Genomic DNA, 22,209 nt, shown 5'->3' on the forward strand with positions numbered 1-22,209 from the left:
GGATCCACACGACCCCCCTAGCCACCTGCACCCGCCCTCCGTACCGAGAATTCACGAGAGTCCGCCGCCATGTACGAGCTGTCCCGGATCCGCCTCTACTCCATCGGGCCCGCCGGTGCGCGCTACGCCGACACCGTGCTCGACCTGCGCGGAGTCGGTGAGCCGGTGCCCCACCCGGCGCCCGCCCAGGCGGAGTTCTTCGAGGACGAGCCCACCGGCCCGCCGCGCCGCCCGGCGCCCGCCGGCGTGCTCTTCCTGGAGAACGGCGGCGGCAAGTCCGTCCTGCTCAAGCTGATCTTCTCGGTGATGCTCCCCGGCCACCGCAACACCCTCGGCGGCGCCAGCTCCGGTGTCCTGCGCAAGTTTCTGCTCGCCGACGACTGCGGCCACGTGGCCCTGGAGTGGCAGCACACCCAGACCGGCGAGTGCGTGGTCGTCGGCAAGGTCAGCGAATGGCGCGGCCGCCAGGTCTCCAACGACCCGCGCAAGTTCGCCGAGGCCTGGTACTCCTTCCGCCCCGGCCCGGGCCTGAGCCTGGACAACCTCCCCGTCGCCGAGGCCACCGCCGTCCGCCCGCCCGTCGAAGGCGCCTCCGGCGCCCGGGGCCGGCGCCGCACGATGAAGGGCTTCCGCGACGCCCTCACCGAGGCCGGCAAGGCGTACCCGCACCTGGAGGTGTACTTCGAGGAGATCCACGACCGCTGGAACGAGCACCTCACCGAGCTCGGCCTCGACCCCGAACTCTTCCGCTACCAGCGCGAGATGAACGCCGACGAGGGCGAGGCCGCCGGCCTCTTCGCGGTCAAGAAGGACTCCGACTTCACGGACCTGCTGCTGCGCGCGGTCACCGACACCCGCGACACCGACGGCCTCGCCGACCTGGTCCACGGCTTCGGCAACAAGCTCGGCCGCCGCGCCGAGCTGATGGCCGAGCGGGACTTCACGGCCGGCTCGGTGGACCTCCTGACCAAGATCGTCGAGGCCGCCGAGACCCGCTCCCGGCTCCGCGACGTCCACGCGGGCGCCGAGCGCCGTACGCGCACCCTCGCCCGGCGGCTGTCCGCCCGCGCCACCGAGGAGCGCGGCCGCGCCGCCGACCTCGCACAGCGGGTCACCGGAGCCGCCCACGGGGTCACCTCCGCCGAGTCCGCGCGCTCCCGCAGCGCCGCCGTCTCCGCCGAACTCGCCTACCGGCACGCCTCGCTGGCCCTGACCGTCGCCGACAAGGCCGCCGCCGCCCAGCGCCGCGAGCTCCTCGAAGCCCGCACCCTGCACTCCGCGTGGCAGGCCGCCGAGATCGTGCTGCGCCACCGCGCCGCCGCCGACCGCTCCGCCCGGGTCGCCGCCGCGATCCTGGAGGCCGAGCGGGACGCCGCCCCGGCGCTCGCCGCCCGCGCCACGGCCGCCGCCGCGCTCGTACGGGCCCTGCACACGGCCGCCGAGGGCGGGGAGCGGGTCGCCAACGAGGAGGAGGAGCGGTCCGCCGCCCTCCAGGAGGCGGGCGAGGCGGCCCACCGCGACGCCACCGCCGCCGCCACGGCGGCCCAGCGGGCCCGCAGCGAGGCCGAACACCTGCGGGCCCGGCTCGCCGAGGTCCAGCAGGAGACCGCCGAGGCCGTACGGGCCGGCTGGCTCGACGACTCGGCGCCCGACGCCGACCCGGCGCGGGCGGCCCTGGCCGCCTCCGACGCGGAGAAGACCGCCGTTGCCGCCTGGGACGAGTCCCGCGAGGCCGCCCGCACCACCGCCGACGCCGCCCGCGAGGCCGCCGCCGCGGAGTCCCGCGCCGAACTCACCGCCGCCCGTGCGGCGGACGCCGCCGACGCGGCCGAGGCCGCGCACGACGCCGAGCACCGCGCGGCCGCCTCCCTGGCCGACTCCCCCCGCCTGGCGGAGCTCCTGGGCCTCCCGCCGGTCCCCGAAACCTTCCTCCCGCACCCGCGCACGGGCACCCCCGCCGAATCCGGCACGCCCACCGGCCCGAAGGGAGCCGCCGGCTCCGCCGCCCCGGCCGAACCAGGCGGCGGGCTCACGGTCGCGGACCTCGACCGGAACGCCGACGAGCTGCGCGAGATGCTCACCCGCGGAGTCGGGGCGGCCGAGCGGCAGCTGTTCGAGCTGCGCACCGCCGCCGCCGACGACGCCCGCATCCTCGGCGCGCTCGGCGACGGCGGCCTGCTGCCGCCCGGCCCCGACGTCCTCGCCACCGTCGAGTACCTCGGCGAACACGGCATCCCGGCCCTGCCCGGCTGGCGCTACCTCGCCCAGTCCGTGGACCCGGCCGACCACGCCGCCGTCCTCGCGGCCCGCCCCGAGCTCGTCGACGGCGTCGTCATCACCGACCCCGACACCCACGCCCGGGCCCGCGAGGTCCTCTCCGGCGCGGCCCTGCTGCCCCGCTCCACCGTCGCCGTCGGCACGGCCGCCGCCCTGCTGGCGCCGGTGCCGCCCGCCGACCATTCCGACGCCGGGGTGTTCCTCGTACCGCCGAACCCGGCCATGCACGACGAGCACGCCGCCGACGAGGAGCGCCAGGCGCTGCGCACCCGCGCCACCGCCCGCGACACCGAGATCCGGGAACTGGCCGCCCGCCTCGCCGGGGACCGCGAACTCGCCGCCCGCCTCGCCTCCTGGCGCACCGGCTGCCCGCCGGGCCGTCTCGCCGAGCTCGCGCAGCAGGCCGAGGCCGCCCGCGCGTTCGCGGAGGAGGCCGACGCCGAGCTCGCGGAGGCCCGTACCGTACGGGCCGAGGCCGACGAGGCCGCCGCCGACGCCGCCCGCGTCCGCGACGAGCGCCAGGACGCCGCCCAGCGGGCCCGCCGCGCCGCCGACGCCCTGGCCGGGCTCGCCTTCCGGCTGCGCGAACGCGCCGGCTGGCAGGCCAAGGTCCGTGAACTCGCCGACGACGCCGCCGAATCCGAGGCCCGCGCCGAGGTCTGCCTGGACCGGGCCCGCGCCGCGGACGAGGACCGCCGCGCCGCCCAGCGCGCCGCCGACGACGCCCGCCGCACCGCCCGCGCGCTGCGCGCCGAGCGTGCCGAGATCGCCGGCGCCCCCGAGGCCCTGCCCGAGGACGACGGGACCGCCAAGGCGCCGCTGCCCGACCTCCGCGAGGCCTACCGGGCCGCCAATCGGCTGTACGAGAAGGTCGGCGTCGGCGCCGACCTGCGCGCCGAACAGGCGCGCGCCGAGAGCGACGAGAGCGCCGCCCTCGCCGAACTCGACCGGCTCACCAACAAGGTCCGCACCCGCGCCGCCCAGCTCCTCGAAGGCACCGACGGCGCCGACGGGCCCTCCCGGCAGGCGGCCGCCGCCCGCGCCGAGTCCCTCGTGCAGATGCTGGAGACCCGCGCGCAGGTCGCCAGCGAGCAGCTCGGCCGGCTGCGCGGCGAGGCCGAACGGCACGCCCCCACCGAGGGCGAGGCCCACACCGACCTGCCCGAGGAGCTGATCCCCGGCGACGTCGAACAGGCCCAGGCCCTCCTGCGCACCGCCACCGCCCAGCTGGCCGCGCACACCGCGGCCGTCGAGACCGCCCGGGCCGCCCACGCCGACCTGCTGCGCGCCCACCGCGCTGCCGAGGACGGCGCCGGGGGCTTCGACGAGACCGCCGCGATGCTGCGGGACCTGCTGCGCGACCACACCCACCAGGACGACGAGCAGGAGCCGGCCGCCCACCCGGGCACGCTGGAGGAGGCCCGGCAGTCCGCCGCCGAAGCCCGCCGCTCCCTGCGCGGCTGCGCGGCCGACCTCTCGGCCGCCGAGTCGGCGGTGCGCGAGGCGAGCGACATCCTGGTCCGCCACGCCAACGCCAACCGCTACGAGCAGGTACGCACCCCCGCGCGCCAGCAGATCCGCGAACTGCCCGCCTCCGCCCTGCCCGAGCACGCCGCGGCCTGGGCAGCGGCCTTCGCCCCCCGGCTGCGCGTCCTCACCGACGAACTGGCCCAGCTGGAGCGCAACCGCGACAGCATCGTCGACCGGCTGCGCGGACTGGTGGAGTCCGCCCTGGCCACCCTGCGCTCCGCCCAGCGGCTCTCCCAGCTCCCCGAGGGCCTGGGGGAGTGGTCGGGCCAGGAGTTCCTGCGCATCCGCTTCGAGGAGCCGGACCAGGCCACCCTCACGGAGCGCCTCGGCGAGGTCATCGACGAGGCGACCCGCACGGCCGTGAAGAAGAACAGCAGCGCCTCGTTCGGCGAGGGCCGCCGCGACGGCATGTCCCTGCTGCTCCGCGGAGTGCAGGCGGCCCTGGAGCCCAAGGGCATCTCGGTCGAGATCCTGAAGCCGGACGCGGTGCTGCGCGCCGAGCGCGTGCCGGTCGGCCAGATGGGCGACGTGTTCTCCGGAGGCCAGCTGCTGACCGCCGCGATCGCGCTGTACTGCACGATGGCGGCGCTGCGCAGCAACGACCGAGGCCGCGACAAGCACCGCCACGCGGGCACGCTGTTCCTCGACAACCCGATCGGGCGCGCGAACGCCACGTACCTGCTGGAACTCCAGCGGGCCGTCTCGGACGCGCTCGGCGTCCAGCTGCTCTACACCACCGGCCTGTTCGACACCACGGCCCTCGCCGAGTTCCCGCTGGTCATCCGGCTGCGCAACGACGCGGACCTGCGGGCGGGCCTGAAGTACATCAGCGTCGAGGAGCACCTGCGTCCCGGCCTGCCCCAGCAGTCCCCGGAGGAGGAGACCATCCACGGAGAGATCACGGCGACCCGCATGTTCCGCCGCTCCGCGACCGTCTCCTGACCGCAGCCCCGGCGCTCCCGGAGGGCCCGGCGGCTCCGGACGGGCGTCAGCCCCGGCCCGAGGGGGTGCCGCAAAGTCCTGCGTGGCCGGCGGCGGACACCCCCTAGCCCGCCCGGTAGCGCCGGTCCGCACCCGGCGGCGGCCACGCCGCCGGCCGGGGGGCCGCGGTCTCGCCGCCGCCCCGCGGTATTCGGCCCGTCCCGCCGCCGCCCGGCTCCGGACGGGCTTCGCGCCGGGCCTCCCGGCGGGCCCGGCGCCGCTCGCGCCGGCGGTCCCGGGCCGTACTGCTCGGCTCGGACACCACTCCGTACCGCTGGTTCCACATCTGCCGGGTGATCAGCACGTCCAGTACGCCCCAGGTGGCCACGACCGTCCCCGCTATCGCGCCGAGCGCCATCGGGAGGGCCAGCCAGGAGCCGGTCACCATCAGGAAGAAGGCGACCGTCGCGCCGGTCAGCGTGACGGCCACGATCAGCACCGCCCGCACCGCCGAATCCCGCACCGGATCCGGCATCCGGCGCCGCCGGGCCGGCTCCTCCTCCCACAGCGACCGCCCCCGCGCGCCCTCCATGGCTCCGTCGTCCTCGTACATCCCCATCGCCCGCTCCCCCTGCCCCGTCCCCTCAACCAGCTAGACGTTCGACACCGCCGAGAGATTCCCGTATCCACCGGACTTCTCCCCAGCACCTGCCCATCCCGGAACGAAGAATTCCAGCCATCCATTCGGTTGCGGGAACTGACACCCCACCAAGTGTCATCTGCCACATAACGGGCTGCTCTTGACCGGATGTGTCGGACAACTGGCGATCTACGCCATGACGCCCGGCCGAAAACGTCCGGACACGCCTTCGAAGCCGCTTCCCGGCAGTAGTAGGCTCACGCCGTTTAAATGACGGAACACCGACCCCCGACAACGGGGTTGAGCTGGGGGAGGCTGGGGAGGCCATGCGCTTTCGCGGGAAGTCCATCCGCCGGAAGATCGTGGCGTTGCTCCTTGTGCCGCTCGTCTCCCTCACCGCCCTCTGGGGCTTCGCGACCGTGCTCACCGGCCGCCAGGCCCTCCAACTCCTCGACGTGGCCTACGTCATCGACAAGGTCGGCTACCCCGTCGAGGACGTCGTCCGCGTCATCCAGAAGGAACGCCGCCAGACCCTCGTCGTCCTCGGCGACCCCCGCGCCTCCACCGCCACCGCCGAACTCATCAAGCGCCGCGCCGCCACCGACGAACTCGTCGACCGCATCAGCAAGAACGCCAAGGACCCCGAAGTCTCCGACGAGCTCGCCCCGGAGGCCGCCCGGCGCCTCGACTCCATCCTCGACGCCTTCCACGGCATCGGCGCGCTGCGCCGCTCCGTCGACCAGAACACCCTCGACCCGAACCAGGCGCTGGAGCTCTACAGCCGGCTCGTCGACCCCTGCTACGACTTCCTCCTCAACCTCCACGCCCTCGAGAACGTGGAGATGGACAAGCAGGGCCGCGCCCTCGTCGGCGTCACCCGCGCCCGCGAGACGCTCTCCCGCGAGGACGCCGTCATCGCGGCCGCCCTCGCCGCCCGCAACGTCACCCCCGCGGACGTCCGGCACGTCTCCGACTTCGCCGCCAACCGCTCCCTGCTCTACGAGTTCAACCTCGCGATCCTCCCGGCCGACGACCGCGAGCAGTTCGAGCAGTACTGGGGCGGCCCGGACACCAAACCGCTGCGCGACGCCGAGGAACGGTTCATCACCGGCGGCTCCGGCAAGAACCCGCGCATCACCGCCGCCCAGTGGGACGAGGCCGCGAACAAGGTCCTCGACGAACTCGCCGGCATGGGCACCGCCGCCGGCGACCGCTACCAGAAGCGCGTCGAACCCGTCGCCATGGACGTCCTCGTCCAGGCGGCCATCGCCGGCGTCCTCGGCTTCATCGCCCTCGTCTTCTCCGTCGTCCTCTCCGTGCGCATCGGCCGCGACCTGGTCCGCGACCTGTCCCGGCTCCGCAAGGAGGCCCACGAGGTCTCCGGCGTCCGGCTGCCCGCCGTCATGCGCCGCCTCGCCGCCGGCGAACACGTGGACATCGAGACCGAGGCCCCGCGCCTGGAGTACGAGAAGGACGAGGTCGGCCAGGTCGGCCAAGCCCTCAACACCCTCCAGCGCGCCGCCGTCGAGGCCGCCGTCAAGCAGGCCGAGCTCCGCCGGGGCGTCTCCGAGGTGTTCGTCAACCTCGCCCGCCGCAACCAGGTCCTGCTGCACCGCCAGCTGACCCTGCTCGACACCATGGAGCGGCGCACCGAGGACGCCGAGGAGCTCGCCGACCTCTTCCGCCTCGACCACATGACCACCCGCATGCGCCGCCACGCCGAGGGCCTCGTGATCCTCTCCGGCGCGGCCCCCTCCCGCCAGTGGCGCAAGCCCGTCCAGCTCATGGACGTCGTACGGGCCGCCGTCGCCGAGGTCGAGGACTACGAGCGCATCGAGGTACGGAGGCTGCCGAGGCTCGGCATAGCCGGCCCCGCCGTCGCCGACGTCACCCACCTCGTCGCCGAACTCCTGGAGAACGCCACCGTGTTCTCCCCGCCGCACACCGCCGTCCAGGTGCACGGCGAACGCGTGGCCAACGGCTTCACCCTCGAAATCCACGACCGCGGCCTCGGCATGAACCCCGAGGCGCTGCTCGACGCGAACCTCCGGCTCGCCGAGACCCCCGAGTTCGAGCTCTCCGACACCGACCGCCTCGGCCTGTTCGTCGTCAGCCGCCTCGCCCAGCGCCACGACGTCAAGGTCGTCCTCCAGCCCAGTCCGTACGGCGGCACCACCGCCGTGGTGTTCCTCCCGGCGGCCCTGCTCACCGAAGCCCCCGAGACCAACGGCACCGGCCTGCGCCTCGGCGAGGGCAAGGGCGGCCGGGCCGGCCTCGGCGCCAAGAACGGCCAGGGCTCCGCCCGGCCCGCCCCGGCCGCCATGGAGCGCGCCCCGGCAGGCCGCTCGCTCGCCGCCCCCGAACTGCGCGGCCCGGTCGAACTGGAGGCCCCGCTCGGCGTGCTCGGGCTGGACGGCCTCGACGACCCGGCCGCCCTGGACGAGATCACCACCGGGATCGCCGGACTCACCGGCATCGGCGGCCGCCCCGCCATGGCCACCCTCGACGACGAGACCCCGCCGAACGGCACCCCGCGCAGCGCCCTGCTGGGGCTCCGCCCGGCGGACCGGGCGCACACCGACCGCAAGGGCGGCCCGGAGCGCGAGCGCGAGCGGGAGCCGCTGGCCCCCACCGGCCCGGTCCGGCTGGAGAGCCACCGCGCCGACCCGGTCCGCGGCGCCCGCCCCGACGGGGCCCGGTCCGCCGGCTCCGTGCCGCTGCCGCGCCGCAGGCCCACCCCGACGCTGGTCGCCGAGCACGGCCGCCGCGTGGAGCCCCGACCGGTCACCGCGGTCCCGAAGCCCGCGGCGCAGCCGGAGCCGGCCGCCCCGGGCCCCGGCGGGCTGCCCAAGCGCGTCCGCCAGGCCAACCTGGCGCCCCAGCTGAAGAACGCCCAGACCCCCGCACCCGCCGAAGCCGCCGCAGACCAGGTGGCCGACCGCGACGCGGAAGAGGTACGTACGCGCATGTCCGCACTCCAGCGCGGCTGGACGGCGGGCCGCACCCAGCAGGCGCAGCAGCAGGCACAGCAGACGCAGCAGGCTCAGCAGCAGGCCCAGCAGCAGTCCGGAACCGGGGCCGGCACTTCCGCCGCCACAGGTCCCGGAAACGAGAACGAGGGGGACGGTCGATGACCGCACCGCAGACCGGCAACGACACCCGGGGCCGCGGCTCCGGTCCGCTCAACTGGCTCCTCGACGAGCTCGTCGACCGGGTCGGCAGCATCCGCAAGGCCGTGGTCCTCTCCGGCGACGGCCTGCCCACGGGCAGCTCGAAGGACCTGACCCGCGAGGACAGCGAGCACCTGGCCGCCGTGGCCTCCGGTTTCCACAGCCTGGCCAAGGGCGTCGGCCGCCACTTCGAGTCCGGCAGCGTCCGCCAGACCGTCGTCGAGCTGGACGAGGCCTTCCTCTTCGTCATGGCCGCCGGCGACGGCAGCTGCCTGGCCGTGCTCTCCGACGCCGACTCCGACGTCGGGCAGGTCGCGTACGAGATGACCCTCATGGTCAAGCGGGTAGGCGACCACCTGGCGACCGCTCCCCGCTCCGGGCTGCCAGCCGGAGGGTGAGGCGGACGGCATGAGCGATCCAGGCCAGAACGATCCGGCCGAGAACGATCCAGGCCGGCCGCACGACCCCGCCCACCCGCACTGGTTCGACGACGAGGCCGGCCCCGTCGTGCGCCCGTACGCGATGACCCGCGGCCGGACCAGCCACGCCGGCCAGCACCGGCTCGACCTGATCGCGCTCGTCGTCGCCGAACCAGCGGCCGACGATCCGGTCTGGGACCTGACCCTGCCCCCCGAGCACTCCCACATCCTCGGACTGTGCCGGGAGCGGCCGCAGTCGGTCGCCGAACTCGCGGCCGAACTCGACCTCGCGGTCGGGGTCGTACGCGTCCTGATCGGCGACCTGGCCGATGAGGAACTGGTCCACGTGAACCGGCCGGTACCCCCGGCCGAACTGCCCGATGAATCCATTCTGCGTGAGGTGATCGATGGCCTTCGGGCGCTCTAGCCGCACCGGTGCCATGCATGCCGTGTCACCGGTCGAGCCGCTGACCCTGAAGATCCTGGTCGCGGGCGGCTTCGGGGTGGGCAAGACCACCCTGGTCAGTGCGGTGAGCGAGATCAGACCGCTGCGGACCGAGGAACTGCTGTCCGAGCCGGGCGTCGGCATCGACGACACCGGAGGAGTGGAGGGCAAGAGCACCACCACCGTGGCGATGGACTTCGGTCGCATCACGCTGCGCGAGGACCTGGTGCTGTACCTGTTCGGCACGCCCGGACAGGACCGGTTCTGGTTCCTGTGGGACGAGCTGGCCCAGGGCGCGCTCGGCGCCGTGGTCCTCGCCGACACCCGCCGCCTCGCCGACTGCTTCGCCGCCGTCGACTACTTCGAGCGGCGGGGGATCCCGTTCACGGTCGCCGTCAACTGCTTCGACGGGGCCGAACGCCATCCGGTGGTGACCGTACGGGAGGCGCTCGACCTCGACCCCGGGGTGCCGGTGCTGCTGTGCGACGCGCGAGACCGGGAGTCCGTCAAGGACGTGCTGGTGGGGGTCGTGGAACACGCGATGTCGCTGGCGCGGGCCCGCCGCCGGAGCCTGACCGCGGGGACCTGAGGCCCCTGGACACACAGGAGGCGGCCCGTACCCCCGCCGACTGGGGTACGGGCCGCGGCTCTCATGGGGGACGGGGGCCCCGGCCGCGGCGTCGTACGCGGCGGGAGGCTGTGGAGCGAGTGTGAACCTGCCTCCCGGGGCCGTCAAGCCTTCGGACAACAGCCCCTGTTCAGGGTCCGCACCCGGTCGGCCGCCGTCACCCGGGCGTAGCCGCAGGCGTCACAGACCGGCCTCCCGCCCCGCAGCGGTCACCCCTGCGCGGCCGACCCGTCACCGCACCGCGACGACGGCCGATCCGTGCCCGAACAGCCCCTGGTTCGCGGTGATCCCCGCCCGCGCCCCCGGCACCTGCCGGTCCCCGGCCGTGCCGCGCAGCTGCCAGGTCAGCTCGCACACCTGGGCGATGGCCTGCGCCGGCACCGCCTCCCCGAAGGAGGCCAGTCCGCCGCTGGTGTTCACCGGCACCCGCCCGCCGAGCGCCGTCGCCCCCTCCCGTACGAGCTTGGCCCCCTCGCCCTCGGCGCACAGGCCGATGTCCTCGTACCACTCCAGCTCCAGGGCGGTGGAGAGGTCGTACACCTCGGCGAGCGACAGGTCCCCGGGCCCGAGCCCGGCCTCCTCGTACGCGGCCCGCGCGATCGAGGCCCGGAACGAGCCCGGCGCCGGCCGCACGGCGGTCACCGAGTCCGTGGCGATGTCCGGGAGGTCCAGGACCGTACGGGGATACGTCGGCGTCACCGTCGACACCGCCCGGATCCGCACCGGATCGGCGACCCCGCGCGAGCGCGCGAAGTCCATGCTGCCGAGGACCAGCGCCGCGCCCCCGTCCGAGGTGGCGCAGATGTCGAGCAGCCGCAGCGGATCGGCGACGACCGCCGAGTCCGCGACCTCCTCGGCCGTGACGGGCTTGCGGTACCGGGCGAGCGGGTTCAGGGCGCCGGCCGCGGCGTTCTTCACCTTCACCTGCGCGAAATCCTCCAGCGTGTCCCCGTACACGGCCATCCGGCGGCGCGCGTAGAGGCCGAAGTACGCCGGGTTCGTGGCGCCCAGGACGCGGAACCGCAGCCAGTCCGGATCGTCCGGCCGGTCCCCGCCGGCCGGGGCGAAGAACCCCTTGGGCGCCGCGTCCGCGCCGACCACCAGGACGACGTCGGCCAGCCCGGCCAGGATCTGCGCCCGCGCCGCCCCGATGGCCTGGGCCCCGGAGGCGCAGGCCGCGTACACGCTGGTCACCCGCGCGCCCTGCCAGCCGAGGGCCCGGGCGAAGGTCGCCCCGGCCACGTAGCCGGGATACCCGGAGCGCACGGTGTCGGCGCCGACGATCGACTGGACGTCGGCCCAGTCCAGCCCGGCGTCGGCGAGCGCGCTCCGGGCCGCGGCCCGTCCGTACTGGACGAAGCTGCGGCCCCACTTGCCCCAGGGGTGCATACCGGCCCCGAGGACGGCGATGTCGGCGCTCATGCGGTGCCCCCCGTCGGCTTGAACCGCCAGGTGGTCCAGACGGTCCCGGTGTCCGCGTTCTCGTCCGCGTCCTCGTCCGCGTCCTCGTTCAGCACGCCGCCGACCACCTCGACCTCCATTCCGACCGCCAGATCGGCGACGGTGACCCCGGGGACCGTCTGCCCGAGCACGACCATCCCCTCGGCCTCCAGCTCCACCGCGACCAGGGTGTACGGCTCCCAGGGCGCGTCCGGGTCGGACACGTACGGCGCGGGCGGCCGGTACCGCCCGTCGGTGTAGGACCACACCCGGCCCCGCGGGGACAGCGGAACCTCGGCGAGCAGGCCGTCGCCGGGGCAGTGCGGATTGCGGCAGTACGCGTCCTCGCGCGGGAAGAACACCGCCGCGCAGGCGGAACACCGGGTGCCGAGCAGCCGGAAGCCGCCGCCCTCCGGTCCGTCCTCGGTGAACCACCCGCTCACGACGGGTGTACGTGTACGTCCCAAGGGAACCCCTCCCCAGCCGGTCACAGCGATCTGACGGATCGTCAGAAGTCTGTCACGGGCAGGCAGTCCTGGCACGGGTTCTCGGCAAGCCACTTCTGCGCGATCGCTCCCAGCTCCGCGTCGCGCCCGGCCAGCATCATCCGGATCATCTGCGCGTCCCCGCGCAACGACCACGCCGGATGTCCGAAGGTGGCCGGGTTGTTCCCCTCGATCAGGAAATGGGCCGGCCAGGCCGTCCCGTACCCGATCAGGGGCAGCGCGGCGAGAAACCGCTTGCGGCCGCGCGCCAGGCCGTACGCGGTGAGGGCGAGCCCGGTCAGGGTGCCGGTGAGGTGGATCCAGCGGGTGGCGGCGCGGGAGTGCTGGGCGACGTAGTAGGGCCAGAACTCCTCGTACGAAGCGAAAGTCATGCGGGCACGGTACTCACGGCCGGATCGGGGCGACAGGGACCGGGAAGCCGAAGCCGAATCCGAAGCCGTGACCGCACAACTGAGAGCACCCGCACACCCCTTGGCATACCATCGCCGCATGCCGGCACAACAGAGGGACTCGCACTGCTCCACCTGCGGATCGCTGTTCGACACGACCGCCTGGCCCCGTACGTGCGCCTCGTGCGGGGCCGTCACGTACCGCAACCCGCTCCCGGTGGCCGTCACGCTGCTCCCGGTCGAGGACGAGGCGGGCACCGGGCTGGTCGTGATCACCCGCACCATCGAGCCGGCCCTCGGGGGCATCGCCCTGCCCGGCGGTTTCATGGACTTCGGCGAGGACTGGCGAGACGCGGTCGTCCGCGAGCTGCGCGAGGAGACGGGCATCCACGCCCCGGCCTCGGAGGTCGCCCTGGCCGACGCCATGAGCTCCCCGGCGGGCCACCTGCTGCTCTTCGGGCTGCTGCCGCCGCGTCCGACGGCATCCCTCCCGCCGTCGGCCCCGACGGACGAGACCTCGGGCTGGCACGTCCTGCGCACCCCGACGGAGCTGGCCTTCCCCCTCCACACCCGCGCCACGGCAGCCTGGTTCGCGGGCCGCTACACCGGCTGACGCCGGGCGGTCCGGCTCACTCCGGCTCGCGCCGGGGCGCGACGGCGCGGGGCCCCGCCGACCGGCGCCTGCGGCTCACGCCCCCGGTGTCAGGACGAAGTCCGCCATGGCCACCACCGCCACGGCCACCGCTGCCGTCACCGCCAGCCCGCGCGTCCACAGCGCGCGCAACGGCACCGGCCGGGCCCGCAGAAGCGCACCCGCGGCCATCGGGAGCACCGCGCTCGCCGCCGCGCCCGCCCAGACCACTTCGAAGCCGGGAGCCGACGCCAGGTGGCCGCTCAGCCACTCGTGGGCCAGCAGGGCCGGCGGCGCCGACACCGGCACCGTCAGGACCAGGACCGCGATCGGCTCCGGCCACGCCGTCAGACGGGCCGTCAGCCGCCCCAGTACCGCCACGGGCTTGACGAGCAGCAGCCCGTGCAGGAACCCCACCGCCACCGCGGCGACCGACCCGACCCCGAACACGACCAGGGACGCGACCGGCGGCGTCTGCCGCGCCGCGACGAGGAGCCCCCACGCCAGGAGCAGCTGGCAGGCGCCCACGACCTCGGACCCCGGCGCGATGTCCCAGCGGTGCGAACGGCTGCCGGCCGGATTCGCCATGACCACGACTGTCCCCCTGAACGACGGTTCCGACGGCGGCGCGGCCGCTCCGCGCGCAGCGACAGGGTCCCGCGGCCGCCTGGAACCGCCCTAGAGCCGCCCCGGAACCCCTTGAGCGGATCCTCGCGCGGGCCCGGTCCCGTCCCCGGGCCCGGTCCCGTCCCCGGGCCCGGTCCCGTCCCCGGGCCCGGTCCCGTCCCCGGGCCCGGTCCCGTCCCCGGTCCCGGCCCCGAGACCGAGCCCCCGTACCTCCACCCCCTCCACCGGCTCGCCGGCCTCGTTCTCCACCACCACCGCGTCCTCCACCCACCGCACCGCGTACCGCTCGACCGCGCCCGCCTCGAACCCCGGCCCCGGGTCCCCGATCACCACCCCGCCGCCCGCGCGCCCCCGGGCCGGAGCCCACACCTCCAACCCCACCCCGCCGTCACCGGCCCGCCGGACCGGCAGCACCGCGCCCGCCCGGGCCAGCACCGGGATCCGCCCCCGCGGGGCGTCCAGCAGGACCTGCCCGGGGCCCTCGTACGCCGTCCCCGTCGCGGTGTCGTACCAGCGCCCCCGCGGCAGCCGGACCGCCCGCCGGTCCGCCCCGCACTCCAGCACCGGCGCCACCAGCAGCGTGTCGCCGAGCAGGAACGCGTCCTCGCAGTCCCGCAGCGCCCGGTCCTCCGGCGCCCCCCACCACAGCGGCCGCACGTACGGGGCCCCCGTCCGCCGCGCCAGCTGGGCCAGCGTCAGGAAGTACGGCCGCAGCCGCTCCCGCTCCGCCAGCACGGCCCGCGCCGCCTCTTCCACCTCCGGCCCGAACTCCCACGGCTCCCGCCGCCCGGCCCAGATCGCCGAGTGGGTCCGGAACAGCGGCAGGTACGACCCCAGCTGCAGCCACCGCAGATAGAGCTCCGGCGAGGGCGAGCCCCCGAAACCGCCGACGTCCGGGCCCGAGTACGGCACCCCGCACAGACCGAGCCCCAGCACCAGCGCCAGCGAGGCCCGCAGTCCCTCCCAGCCCGTCTCCACGTCCCCGGACCAGGTGCCCCCGTACCTCTGCATCCCCGCCCACCCCGACCGGGAGAACAGGAACGGCCGCTCCGCGGGCCGCAGCCGGACCAGCCCCTCCCAGCCCGCCCGCGCCATCCCGAGCGCGTACACGTTGTGCGCGGACCGGTGGTCCCCGCCGGCCCCGTCCATCGCGTGGCGCGCCGAACGGGGCAGCGTCATGTCCCCGAACGGGGCGAAGGACACCGGCTCGTTCATGTCGTGCCACACCCCGGCGAAGCCCTGCTCCAGCCGCTCCGCGTACAGCCCGCCCCACCAGGCGCGCACCGCCGGATCCGTGAAGTCCGGGTACGCGCACTCCCCGGGCCAGACCTCGCCCCGCACCTCCTGCCCCCGGGCGTCCCGTACGAAGGCCCCGCCCGCCCCCACCGCGCGGCCCGCCTCGTGCACGGCGTCGCCCGCCTTCACCGCCGGGTCGACGATCGACACGAGCCGTACGCCCTGCTGCGCCAGCTCCCGCGCCAGCCCCGGCAGATCGGGGAACCGCTCCTTGTCCACCGTGAACACACGGTGCTCGTCGTAATGGTCGATGTCCAGGTGCACGGCCGACAGCGGGAGCCCGCGCGCGGTGTAGCCCGACACCACCCGCCGCACCTCCTGCGCGCTCCCGAACCCCCACCGGGCGTGCTGGTACCCGAGCGCCCACTCGGGCGGTACGGCGGCCCCGCCGGTCAGCCCCGACCAGCCCTGCAGCACCCGCGCCGGCGTCCCCACCAGCACCCAGCACCGCAGCGGCCCGCCCTCCATGCGCAGCTCGCTCGCCCCCGGCCGGTCCGCCCCCGACCCGGCGCCCTCCTCGCCCTCGCGCAGCGCCACCCGGCCGTCCCACGAGTTGTCGTGGAACACCAGGTGGGTACCGGCGTCCGCGACCACCAACTGCACGGGCATCGTGATGTACAGCGGATCGTCACCCGGCCCGAAGCCGCCCTTGGGGTCCGTGTTCCACAGCCGGTACACCCCGTCGCGCAGCCGCGGACCGCCGGCCCGCCCGCCCAGCCCGAAGAACCGCGCGTCCGCCGGCACCTCCGCCCGCTGGAGCCACCGTGCCTCGACCGGCTCCCCGGCGACCGGCTGCGCCGGCTCCCACCAGCGCGGCGGCAGCTCCCGGCGCAGCACCGTCCCGCCGGGCGTGCGGACCTCGATCGCCCCGTGCCGCGACACCGCCACCGTCACCCGCTCCGACACCACCCGCCAGCCGCCGCCGGTGTCCGGTTCCAGCACGGCCCGCGGATCGGGCTCCGGGCCGCTGCCGACCAGCGCGTACGAGGGCGTCGGCCCGGCCCCGTCCCAGCCCCAGAACACCGCACCGCCCGCCGTGACCCGTACCAGCAGCTCCGAGCGCGTGAACCGCAGGACCCCGCCGCCCGGCCGCGGTTCCGTACCGGTGAGCAGACCCGGCACGCGGGCCCGCTCCGCGCCCCGGCGCGGGAGCCCCACCGCGTCCGCGCGCCGGTTGCGCAAGGCCGAGCGCCACGCGCGCCGCCCGCGCTCCGTACCGATTTCCTTCACCGCACGCATCAGATCGCGACCGTTCATGCTGCTCACCCTGCCACCGGCGGCGCGGCGAGCGGGGGGCGTTCAACTTCCGTTCACTCGTCCAAGAGGCCCCTGGTGCGGAGGTGGATCACGTGGCATGGTCCCTGTGGGCCGCCGCGCACACCCATCGCGCGGGGGCGCCGTACGCACGCCACGCACACGCCACGCACACATCACGCACACGACGCGCGAGCCGCAGTCTTGACCGGGAGCCGACCCATGACCTCAGCCACCCCGCCGGAACCCCTCTGGTCCCCGGGCCCCGACCGGATCGCCGCGGCCCGCATCACCGCCTTCCAGGCCTGGGCCGCGGAGCGGTTCGGAGCCCCCGCGGACGGCGGCTACCCCGCACTGCACAGCTGGTCCGTCGACGAGCTCGACACCTTCTGGCAGGCCGTCGCCGAGTGGTTCGACGTCCGCTTCACCACCCCATACGAGTCCGTCCTCGCGGACCGCTCCATGCCCGGCGCGCGCTGGTTCCCCGGCGCCACCCTCAACTACGCCGAGCACGCCCTGCGCGCCGCCGAGGACCCGGCGCGCGCGGACGAGGCCGCGCTGCTGTACGTGGACGAGACCCACGAGGCCACCCCCGTCACCTGGGCCGAGCTCCGCCGCCAGGTCGGCGCACTCGCCGCCGAGCTGCGCGCCCTAGGCGTACGCCCCGGCGACCGGGTGAGCGGCTACCTCCCCAACATCCCCGAGGCCGTCACCGCCCTCCTCGCCACGGCCGCCGTCGGCGCCGTGTGGACCTCCTGCGCCCCCGACTTCGGCGCCCGCAGCGTCCTCGACCGCTTCCAGCAGGTCGAGCCGGTGGTCCTGTTCACCGTCGACGGCTACCGCTACGGCGGCAAGGAGCACGACCGCCGCGACACCGTCGCCGAACTGCGCGCCGAGCTCCCCTCGCTGCGCGCCGTCGTCCACATCCCACTGCTCGGCACGCAGGCCCCCGAAGGCGCCGTCGCCTGGTCGGACCTGGTCTCCGGCGCCGCCGAGCCCGTCTTCGAGCCGGTCCCGTTCGACCACCCGCTCTGGGTGCTCTACTCCTCCGGTACGACGGGCCTGCCGAAGGCGATCGTGCAGTCCCAGGGCGGCATCCTCCTGGAGCACCTGAAGCAGCTCGGGCTGCACTGCGACCTCGGCCCCGAGGACCGGTTCTTCTGGTACACCTCCACCGGCTGGATGATGTGGAACTTCCTCGTCTCCGGCCTGCTCACCGGGACGACGGTCGTCCTGTACGACGGCAGCCCGGGCCATCCCGACACCGGGGCCCAGTGGCGGATCGCCGAGCGGACCAAGGCCACCCTGTACGGGACCTCCGCGGCGTACGTCATGGCCTGCCGCAAGGCGGAGGTCCACCCCGGCCGGGACTTCGACCTCTCCGCCGTGAAGTGCGTGGCGACCACGGGCTCCCCGCTGCCGCCCGACGGCTTCCGCTGGCTGCACGACGAGGTCGCGGAAGACCTCTGGATCGCCTCCGTCAGCGGCGGCACCGACGTCTGCAGCTGCTTCGCCGGCGCCGTCCCCACCCTCCCCGTCCACATCGGGGAGCTCCAGGCCGCCTGCCTCGGCACCGACCTCCAGTCCTGGGACCCGTCCGGCAAGCCGCTGATCGGGGAGGTCGGCGAGCTGGTCGTCACCAACCCGATGCCCTCCATGCCGATCCGCTTCTGGAACGACCCGGACGGCAGCCGCTACCGCGACAGCTACTTCGAGATGTTCCCCGGCGTCTGGCGCCACGGGGACTGGATCACGATCACCGACCACGGCTCCGTCGTCATCCACGGCCGTTCCGACTCCACCCTCAACCGGCAGGGCGTCCGGATGGGCTCCGCCGACATCTACGAGGCCGTCGAACGCCTCCCCGAGATCAAGGAGTCCCTGGTCATCGGCCTGGAGGAGCCGAACGGGGGCTACTGGATGCCGCTGTTCGTCCACCTCGCGCCCGGGGCGACCCTCGACGACGACCTCCGCGGCCGGATCAAGGCGACGATCCGCGAGGAGCTCTCCCCGCGCCACGTCCCCGACGAGGTCATCGAGGTCCCCGCCATCCCGCACACCCTGACGGGCAAGCGCATCGAGGTCCCGGTCAAGCGCCTCCTCCAGGGCACGCCGATGGCGAAGGCGGTCAACCCGGGCTCAGTCGACAACATCGAACTCCTGCACTTCTACGAGGAGCTCGGCCGCACCCGCACGCGCGACTGAGGTCACTGTCAGTGGCGACGGTTACCGTGAGTGAGCAATCGAATGCGCCACTCAGGGGGAGCCATGCCACGGACACGCCACGACACCGGTCAGACCGCCGGGAAGGCCGCAAAGGCCTCGCAGACCGGCCGCCGCACCACCCGGCGCCGCATGCTGCGCCGCGAAGTCCCCAGCACCGTCGGCCTCCTGGCCGACGCCGGGGACTTCGCGGCCATGCGCGGCTACCGCAGCTTCACCTTCGACCACCACGACGACTACGGCGACTACCTCCGCCACGTCGACGGCCTGCTCCGGTCCCTCGCGGCCCAGGGCATCCACACCACCGTCGCCCTGTTCGACCCCGACGAGTACACCGAGTTCTGCAGGGAACACGGCATCGACCCGGACACCGCCGAGGCCCGTACCCGCTTCACGGCCGAACTCGCCGGCGCCGGGGCCGTACTGCCCTACACCGGCCAGCCCATCGACGAGCTCGTCCCGCTCCTCGTCGACGAGGCCGTCCGCCAGGCCACCTGGGAGTACGCCACCACCCTGCTCGCCGGCGTCGGCAGCTGCGCCGACTGCGGCGAGGACATCGGCCACGCCTCCTTCACCCGGGCGAGCGGGGCGCTCACCCGACTCGTCGAAGGCGCCGGGCCGGGACACCACCACCTCGTCTGCAGCGTCCCGACCCGGGACGAACAGCTCGTCGCCGTCCTGCACGCCGAGGTCACCCCGGACCGGGACGGCCCGCCGCGCATCGAGGGCCGCGAAGGACTCGACTTCGTGACCGTCCTCGCCACCGGCCTCGCCCTCGGCGGCCCCGGGGGACTGGTGCTGCGCAGCACCACCGGGGGCATCGGAGACCGGGTCCACGGCTGGCGCCTGGACCGCGGCCGCCTGGTCCCGCTCTCCGCGGCGGCCGTGTTCAACGCCTACTGCACGGACGCCGACACCGGGGACCCCGTGGCCCCCGAGCCCGGGGTCGAATACTGCCCCGGCTACGAGGTGGACGACCCCACGCCGAACCACTGACCCAAGGAGGACACGCCGGACGCGCCCGGACACGACCGGAGACGACCGGAGACGACCGAGGGGCCCCCGCCACCGGCGAAGGCCCCTCGATCGACACCACCCTGCTCGGCTACTCGCCGGACAGCACCGCCTGGGCGGCCACGCGGGCCTCCTCGGCGCTGTCCGCCGCACGCGCCGCGGCCGCGGCACGCTCGCACTGGGCCAGCGTGTACTTGGCGAGCGTCGCCCGCACGTAGGGAATCGAAGCGGAACCCATCGAGAGAGAGGTGACACCCAGACCCGTCAGCACACACGCCAGCAGCGGGTCGGAAGCGGCCTCACCACAGACGCCGCAGCTCTTGCCCTCCGCCCTGGCGGCCTCGGCCGACATGGCGATCAGGTCGAGCAGTGCCGGCTGCCACGGGTCCTGGAGCCGCGACACCGCACCGACCTGACGGTCCGCGGCGAACGCGTACTGCGCGAGGTCGTTGGTGCCCAGCGACAGGAACTCGACCTCCTGGAGGATCGAGCGCGCCCGGAGCGCGGCGGAGGGGATCTCCACCATCGCGCCGAACTTCGCCTGCAGCCCGGCCTCGCGGCACGCGTCCGCGAACGCCCTCGCGTCGATCCGGTCGGCCACCATCGGAGCCATGACCTCGAGGTAGACCGGCAGCCCCTCGGCCGCCTTCGCCAGCGCGGTCAACTGCGTGCGCAGCACGTCCGGGTGGTCCAGCAGCGACCGCAGACCGCGCACGCCCAGCGCCGGGTTCGGCTCGTCCGCCGGCGTCAGGAAGTCCAGCGGCTTGTCGGCGCCGGCGTCCAGGACACGTACGACGACGCGGCCCTCGGGGAAGGCCTCGAGCACCTTGCGGTACGACTCGATCTGCTTCTCCTCGGACGGCGCCTTCTTGCTGTCGTCCAGGAACAGGAACTCGGTGCGGAACAGGCCCACACCCTCGGCCCCGGCCTCCACGGCCGCAGGAACGTCCGCCGGACCGCCGACGTTGGCCAGCAGCGGCACCTTGTGACCGTCGGACGTCGCACCCGGACCCGACGAGGCCGCGAGAGCGGCCTTGCGCTCGGCGGCCGCAGCCTCCAGCTCGGCCCGCTTCTCGGCGGTGGGCTCGACGAACAGGTCACCGGTGCTGCCGTCGACGGCGATGACCGTACCCTCGGCGATCTCACCGGCACCCGGCAGCGCCACGATCGCCGGCACGCCCAGCGCCCGCGCGAGGATCGCGCTGTGGCTGGTCGGGCCGCCCTCCTCGGTGACGAAGCCGAGGACGAGCGCCGGGTCGAGCAGCGCGGTGTCGGCGGGGGCAAGGTCCCGCGCGATCAGCACGTACGGCTCGTCGCTGTCCGGCACACCCGGCATCGGCACGCCCAGCAGCCGCGCCACGATGCGGTTCCGTACGTCGTCCAGGTCGGCCACCCGGCCGGCCATGTACTCCCCGGCCCCCGCGAGCAGGTCGCGGTACGAGGCGAACGCGTCGTAGACGCCGCGCTCGGCCGTGCTGCCGACGGCGATGCGCCGGTCGACGTCCGCCATGAGCTCGGGGTCCGTGGCGATCATCGCCTGGGCCTCGAGCACGTGCTGGGCCTCGCCGCCGGCCAGCTGGCCGCGCGCGATCAGGTCGGCGGACACAGCCTCCACGGCCTTGCGGGCGCGCCCCTGTTCGCGCTCCGCCTCGTCCGCGGTGATCTGCTTGGCCGGCGGTTCGAGAACCGCCGTGCCCATGTGCCGCACCTCGCCGATCGCCACACCGTGGCTCACGCCGACGCCTCGCAGCGTTGTCTCCATTTCACCCGTCTCCGATTGAGCGGCGGGCCCAGCCGCCGCGGTGGATGTCCGACTCGCCCGTGCAGGCGGACGAAGTCACTGCCAGCTGAACAGGGCGTCGTCGGCCTTCACGTCTCCGGACTCGACGACCGCGGACAGGGAGTCCGGGGTCGCCTCCAGGGCCACGACGGGGCAGATCGGCGACTTGCCGGCGTCCTCGACGGCCTGCGGGTTCCAACGGATGACGGCCTGGCCACGGGTCACGGTGTCGCCCTTGTTGACGAGCAGCTCGAAGCCCTCGCCGTTGAGCTGAACGGTGTCGATCCCGAGGTGGGTGAGTACGCCGTGCCCTTCGCCGTCGACGACGACGTACGCGTGCGGGTGCAGGGAGACGACCACACCGTCGACGGGGGCCACCGCCTCCGACGGCTCGCGCACGGGGTCAATAGCGGTGCCCGGACCCACCATTGCGCCGGAGAACACCGGATCGGGCACTGCCGCGAGTCCGATGGCGCGCCCGGCAAGTGGGGACGTCACGCTGGTCATGGGGGGCCTCCCAGGGGTGGGGCTTCTACGTGTCGTCGTCACAACCTGTGCTGTGGCGACGTACTTTCAGAAGGGTATGTCATGACACGTCCCGGTTCGCTCGATGTGCACCCCCTCTCGGAGGGCACGACGCGCGACCGCGACGACGTAGTGGACTAGACCATACGCCTGAATCGATTTGCTTGGGCACCACGGGCCCTGTACTGTCGTGACTCCCGCCAGGACGTGCCGCGTGAACTTCTCGCGAACAACGGATGGACGGGAATCCTCCTCTTCAGTGCCGATCTTGATCCGTGCTGCTCTTCTTTTTGCCTTCCCGGTGAATCGAGTGAGTGGTCAGGGAGCTGGAAAAGCCCTGATAGAGTCGGAATCGCCGGAAAGGGAAAACGCGAAAGCGAAGACCCCGGAAAGCGAGCGGAACTGACTCTGATAGAGTCGGAAACGCAAGAACGAAGAACGAAAGCCCGGAGGAAAGCCCGAGAGGGTGAGTACAAAGGAAGCGTCCGTTCCTT

16 protein-coding genes are annotated in these 22,209 nt (G+C 74.3%); 8 read left to right on the top strand and 8 right to left on the bottom strand.

The annotated features are described in order from the left end of the window. The first annotated feature begins 69 nt into the window (after positions 1 to 69). On the top strand, positions 70 to 4,749 hold the full coding sequence (locus IF02_RS0130255; RefSeq protein WP_030162633.1) for a hypothetical protein: 4,680 nt from the start codon (positions 70 to 72) through the stop codon (positions 4,747 to 4,749). Positions 4,750 to 4,852: 103 nt separating this feature from the next. On the opposite strand, the gene IF02_RS35785 is transcribed toward IF02_RS0130255, so the two are convergent. Next, the gene (locus tag IF02_RS35785; protein WP_051696648.1) at positions 4,853 to 5,347 is read right to left on the bottom strand and encodes a hypothetical protein; all 495 of its coding nucleotides are present in this window, start codon (positions 5,345 to 5,347) and stop codon (positions 4,853 to 4,855) included. Between the two features lie 383 nt (positions 5,348 to 5,730). Between IF02_RS35785 and IF02_RS0130265 the strand changes: the two genes are divergently transcribed. From IF02_RS0130265 to IF02_RS0130280, 4 genes are read left to right on the top strand one after another with little or no spacing between them, the layout of a single operon-like run. Next, positions 5,731 to 8,502, top strand: coding sequence for a nitrate- and nitrite sensing domain-containing protein (locus IF02_RS0130265; protein WP_420708221.1), 2,772 nt, complete (start codon positions 5,731 to 5,733; stop codon positions 8,500 to 8,502). Beyond that, positions 8,499 to 8,936, top strand: a complete 438-nt coding sequence (locus IF02_RS0130270; protein WP_030162639.1) for a roadblock/LC7 domain-containing protein — start codon at positions 8,499 to 8,501, stop codon at positions 8,934 to 8,936. Before IF02_RS0130265 ends, IF02_RS0130270 begins: the two co-directional genes overlap by 4 nt. A gap of 10 nt (positions 8,937 to 8,946) precedes the next feature. Continuing rightward, entirely contained in the window at positions 8,947 to 9,384 is a 438-nt protein-coding gene (locus IF02_RS0130275; protein WP_030162641.1) for a DUF742 domain-containing protein, read from the top strand. After that, complete coding sequence (locus IF02_RS0130280; RefSeq protein ID WP_030162643.1) at positions 9,365 to 9,991, top strand: GTP-binding protein; 627 nt, start codon at positions 9,365 to 9,367, stop codon at positions 9,989 to 9,991. Before IF02_RS0130275 ends, IF02_RS0130280 begins: the two co-directional genes overlap by 20 nt. A gap of 270 nt (positions 9,992 to 10,261) precedes the next feature. On the opposite strand, the gene IF02_RS0130285 is transcribed toward IF02_RS0130280, so the two are convergent. From IF02_RS0130285 to IF02_RS0130295, 3 genes are read right to left on the bottom strand one after another with little or no spacing between them, the layout of a single operon-like run. Beyond that, on the bottom strand, positions 10,262 to 11,452 hold the full coding sequence (locus IF02_RS0130285) for a lipid-transfer protein (protein ID WP_030162645.1): 1,191 nt from the start codon (positions 11,450 to 11,452) through the stop codon (positions 10,262 to 10,264). Beyond that, positions 11,449 to 11,937, bottom strand: a complete 489-nt coding sequence (locus IF02_RS0130290; RefSeq protein WP_030162647.1) for a Zn-ribbon domain-containing OB-fold protein — start codon at positions 11,935 to 11,937, stop codon at positions 11,449 to 11,451. Before IF02_RS0130290 ends, IF02_RS0130285 begins: the two co-directional genes overlap by 4 nt. 41 nt (positions 11,938 to 11,978) lie before the next feature. After that, on the bottom strand, positions 11,979 to 12,347 hold the full coding sequence (locus IF02_RS0130295) for a DUF962 domain-containing protein (protein ID WP_030162649.1): 369 nt from the start codon (positions 12,345 to 12,347) through the stop codon (positions 11,979 to 11,981). A gap of 118 nt (positions 12,348 to 12,465) precedes the next feature. On the opposite strand from IF02_RS0130295, the gene IF02_RS0130300 reads away from it, so the two are divergent. Beyond that, entirely contained in the window at positions 12,466 to 12,978 is a 513-nt protein-coding gene (locus IF02_RS0130300) for an NUDIX domain-containing protein (protein WP_030162651.1), read from the top strand. A 75-nt stretch (positions 12,979 to 13,053) separates the two neighbouring features. Here the strand turns inward: IF02_RS0130300 and IF02_RS0130305 are convergent, their stop codons facing one another. Continuing rightward, positions 13,054 to 13,584 carry a hypothetical protein gene (locus IF02_RS0130305; protein WP_158708586.1) on the bottom strand — a complete coding sequence of 177 codons (531 nt, stop codon included), beginning with the start codon at positions 13,582 to 13,584 and terminating at the stop codon, positions 13,054 to 13,056. 90 nt (positions 13,585 to 13,674) lie between these two features. After that, positions 13,675 to 16,176 (bottom strand): glycoside hydrolase family 31 protein, encoded by a 2,502-nt coding sequence (locus IF02_RS0130310; RefSeq protein WP_078622422.1) that lies wholly within the window; start codon positions 16,174 to 16,176, stop codon positions 13,675 to 13,677. A 219-nt stretch (positions 16,177 to 16,395) separates the two neighbouring features. Between IF02_RS0130310 and IF02_RS0130315 the strand changes: the two genes are divergently transcribed. Both IF02_RS0130315 and IF02_RS0130320 read left to right on the top strand, forming a co-directional pair. Beyond that, entirely contained in the window at positions 16,396 to 18,378 is a 1,983-nt protein-coding gene (locus tag IF02_RS0130315) for an acetoacetate--CoA ligase (protein ID WP_030162657.1), read from the top strand. 63 nt (positions 18,379 to 18,441) lie between these two features. Then, on the top strand, positions 18,442 to 19,392 hold the full coding sequence (locus tag IF02_RS0130320) for a hypothetical protein (RefSeq protein WP_030162659.1): 951 nt from the start codon (positions 18,442 to 18,444) through the stop codon (positions 19,390 to 19,392). A 109-nt stretch (positions 19,393 to 19,501) separates the two neighbouring features. Here the strand turns inward: IF02_RS0130320 and ptsP are convergent, their stop codons facing one another. Both ptsP and IF02_RS0130330 read right to left on the bottom strand, forming a co-directional pair. Beyond that, positions 19,502 to 21,172: a phosphoenolpyruvate--protein phosphotransferase gene (gene ptsP / locus IF02_RS0130325; RefSeq protein WP_030162661.1), complete on the bottom strand. Its 1,671-nt coding sequence runs from the start codon at positions 21,170 to 21,172 to the stop codon at positions 19,502 to 19,504. Between the two features lie 75 nt (positions 21,173 to 21,247). After that, positions 21,248 to 21,697, bottom strand: a complete 450-nt coding sequence (locus IF02_RS0130330; protein WP_030162663.1) for a PTS sugar transporter subunit IIA — start codon at positions 21,695 to 21,697, stop codon at positions 21,248 to 21,250. Positions 21,698 to 22,209: the final 512 nt, after the last annotated feature.

Origin of the sequence: Streptomyces sp. NRRL S-244, from assembly GCF_000717915.1 — a bacterium.
In the GTDB taxonomy this organism is placed as follows: Bacteria; Actinomycetota; Actinomycetes; order Streptomycetales; family Streptomycetaceae; genus Streptomyces.

Excerpts from the sequence above, each read along its gene's own strand:
- IF02_RS0130330 (WP_030162663.1), bottom strand. The coding sequence starts at position 21,697 with ATGACCAGCGTGACGTCCCCACTTGCCGGGCGCGCCATCGGACTCGCG.
- IF02_RS0130295 (WP_030162649.1), bottom strand. The coding sequence starts at position 12,347 with ATGACTTTCGCTTCGTACGAGGAGTTCTGGCCCTACTACGTCGCCCAG.
- IF02_RS0130300 (WP_030162651.1), top strand. The coding sequence starts at position 12,466 with ATGCCGGCACAACAGAGGGACTCGCACTGCTCCACCTGCGGATCGCTG.
- IF02_RS0130280 (WP_030162643.1), top strand. The coding sequence starts at position 9,365 with ATGGCCTTCGGGCGCTCTAGCCGCACCGGTGCCATGCATGCCGTGTCA.
- IF02_RS0130310 (WP_078622422.1), bottom strand. The coding sequence starts at position 16,176 with ATGAACGGTCGCGATCTGATGCGTGCGGTGAAGGAAATCGGTACGGAG.
- IF02_RS0130305 (WP_158708586.1), bottom strand. The coding sequence starts at position 13,584 with ATGGCGAATCCGGCCGGCAGCCGTTCGCACCGCTGGGACATCGCGCCG.
- IF02_RS0130315 (WP_030162657.1), top strand. The coding sequence starts at position 16,396 with ATGACCTCAGCCACCCCGCCGGAACCCCTCTGGTCCCCGGGCCCCGAC.
- IF02_RS35785 (WP_051696648.1), bottom strand. The coding sequence starts at position 5,347 with ATGGGGATGTACGAGGACGACGGAGCCATGGAGGGCGCGCGGGGGCGG.
- ptsP (WP_030162661.1), bottom strand. The coding sequence starts at position 21,172 with ATGGAGACAACGCTGCGAGGCGTCGGCGTGAGCCACGGTGTGGCGATC.
- IF02_RS0130255 (WP_030162633.1), top strand. The coding sequence starts at position 70 with ATGTACGAGCTGTCCCGGATCCGCCTCTACTCCATCGGGCCCGCCGGT.
- IF02_RS0130275 (WP_030162641.1), top strand. The coding sequence starts at position 8,947 with ATGAGCGATCCAGGCCAGAACGATCCGGCCGAGAACGATCCAGGCCGG.
- IF02_RS0130270 (WP_030162639.1), top strand. The coding sequence starts at position 8,499 with ATGACCGCACCGCAGACCGGCAACGACACCCGGGGCCGCGGCTCCGGT.
- IF02_RS0130285 (WP_030162645.1), bottom strand. The coding sequence starts at position 11,452 with ATGAGCGCCGACATCGCCGTCCTCGGGGCCGGTATGCACCCCTGGGGC.
- IF02_RS0130320 (WP_030162659.1), top strand. The coding sequence starts at position 18,442 with ATGCCACGGACACGCCACGACACCGGTCAGACCGCCGGGAAGGCCGCA.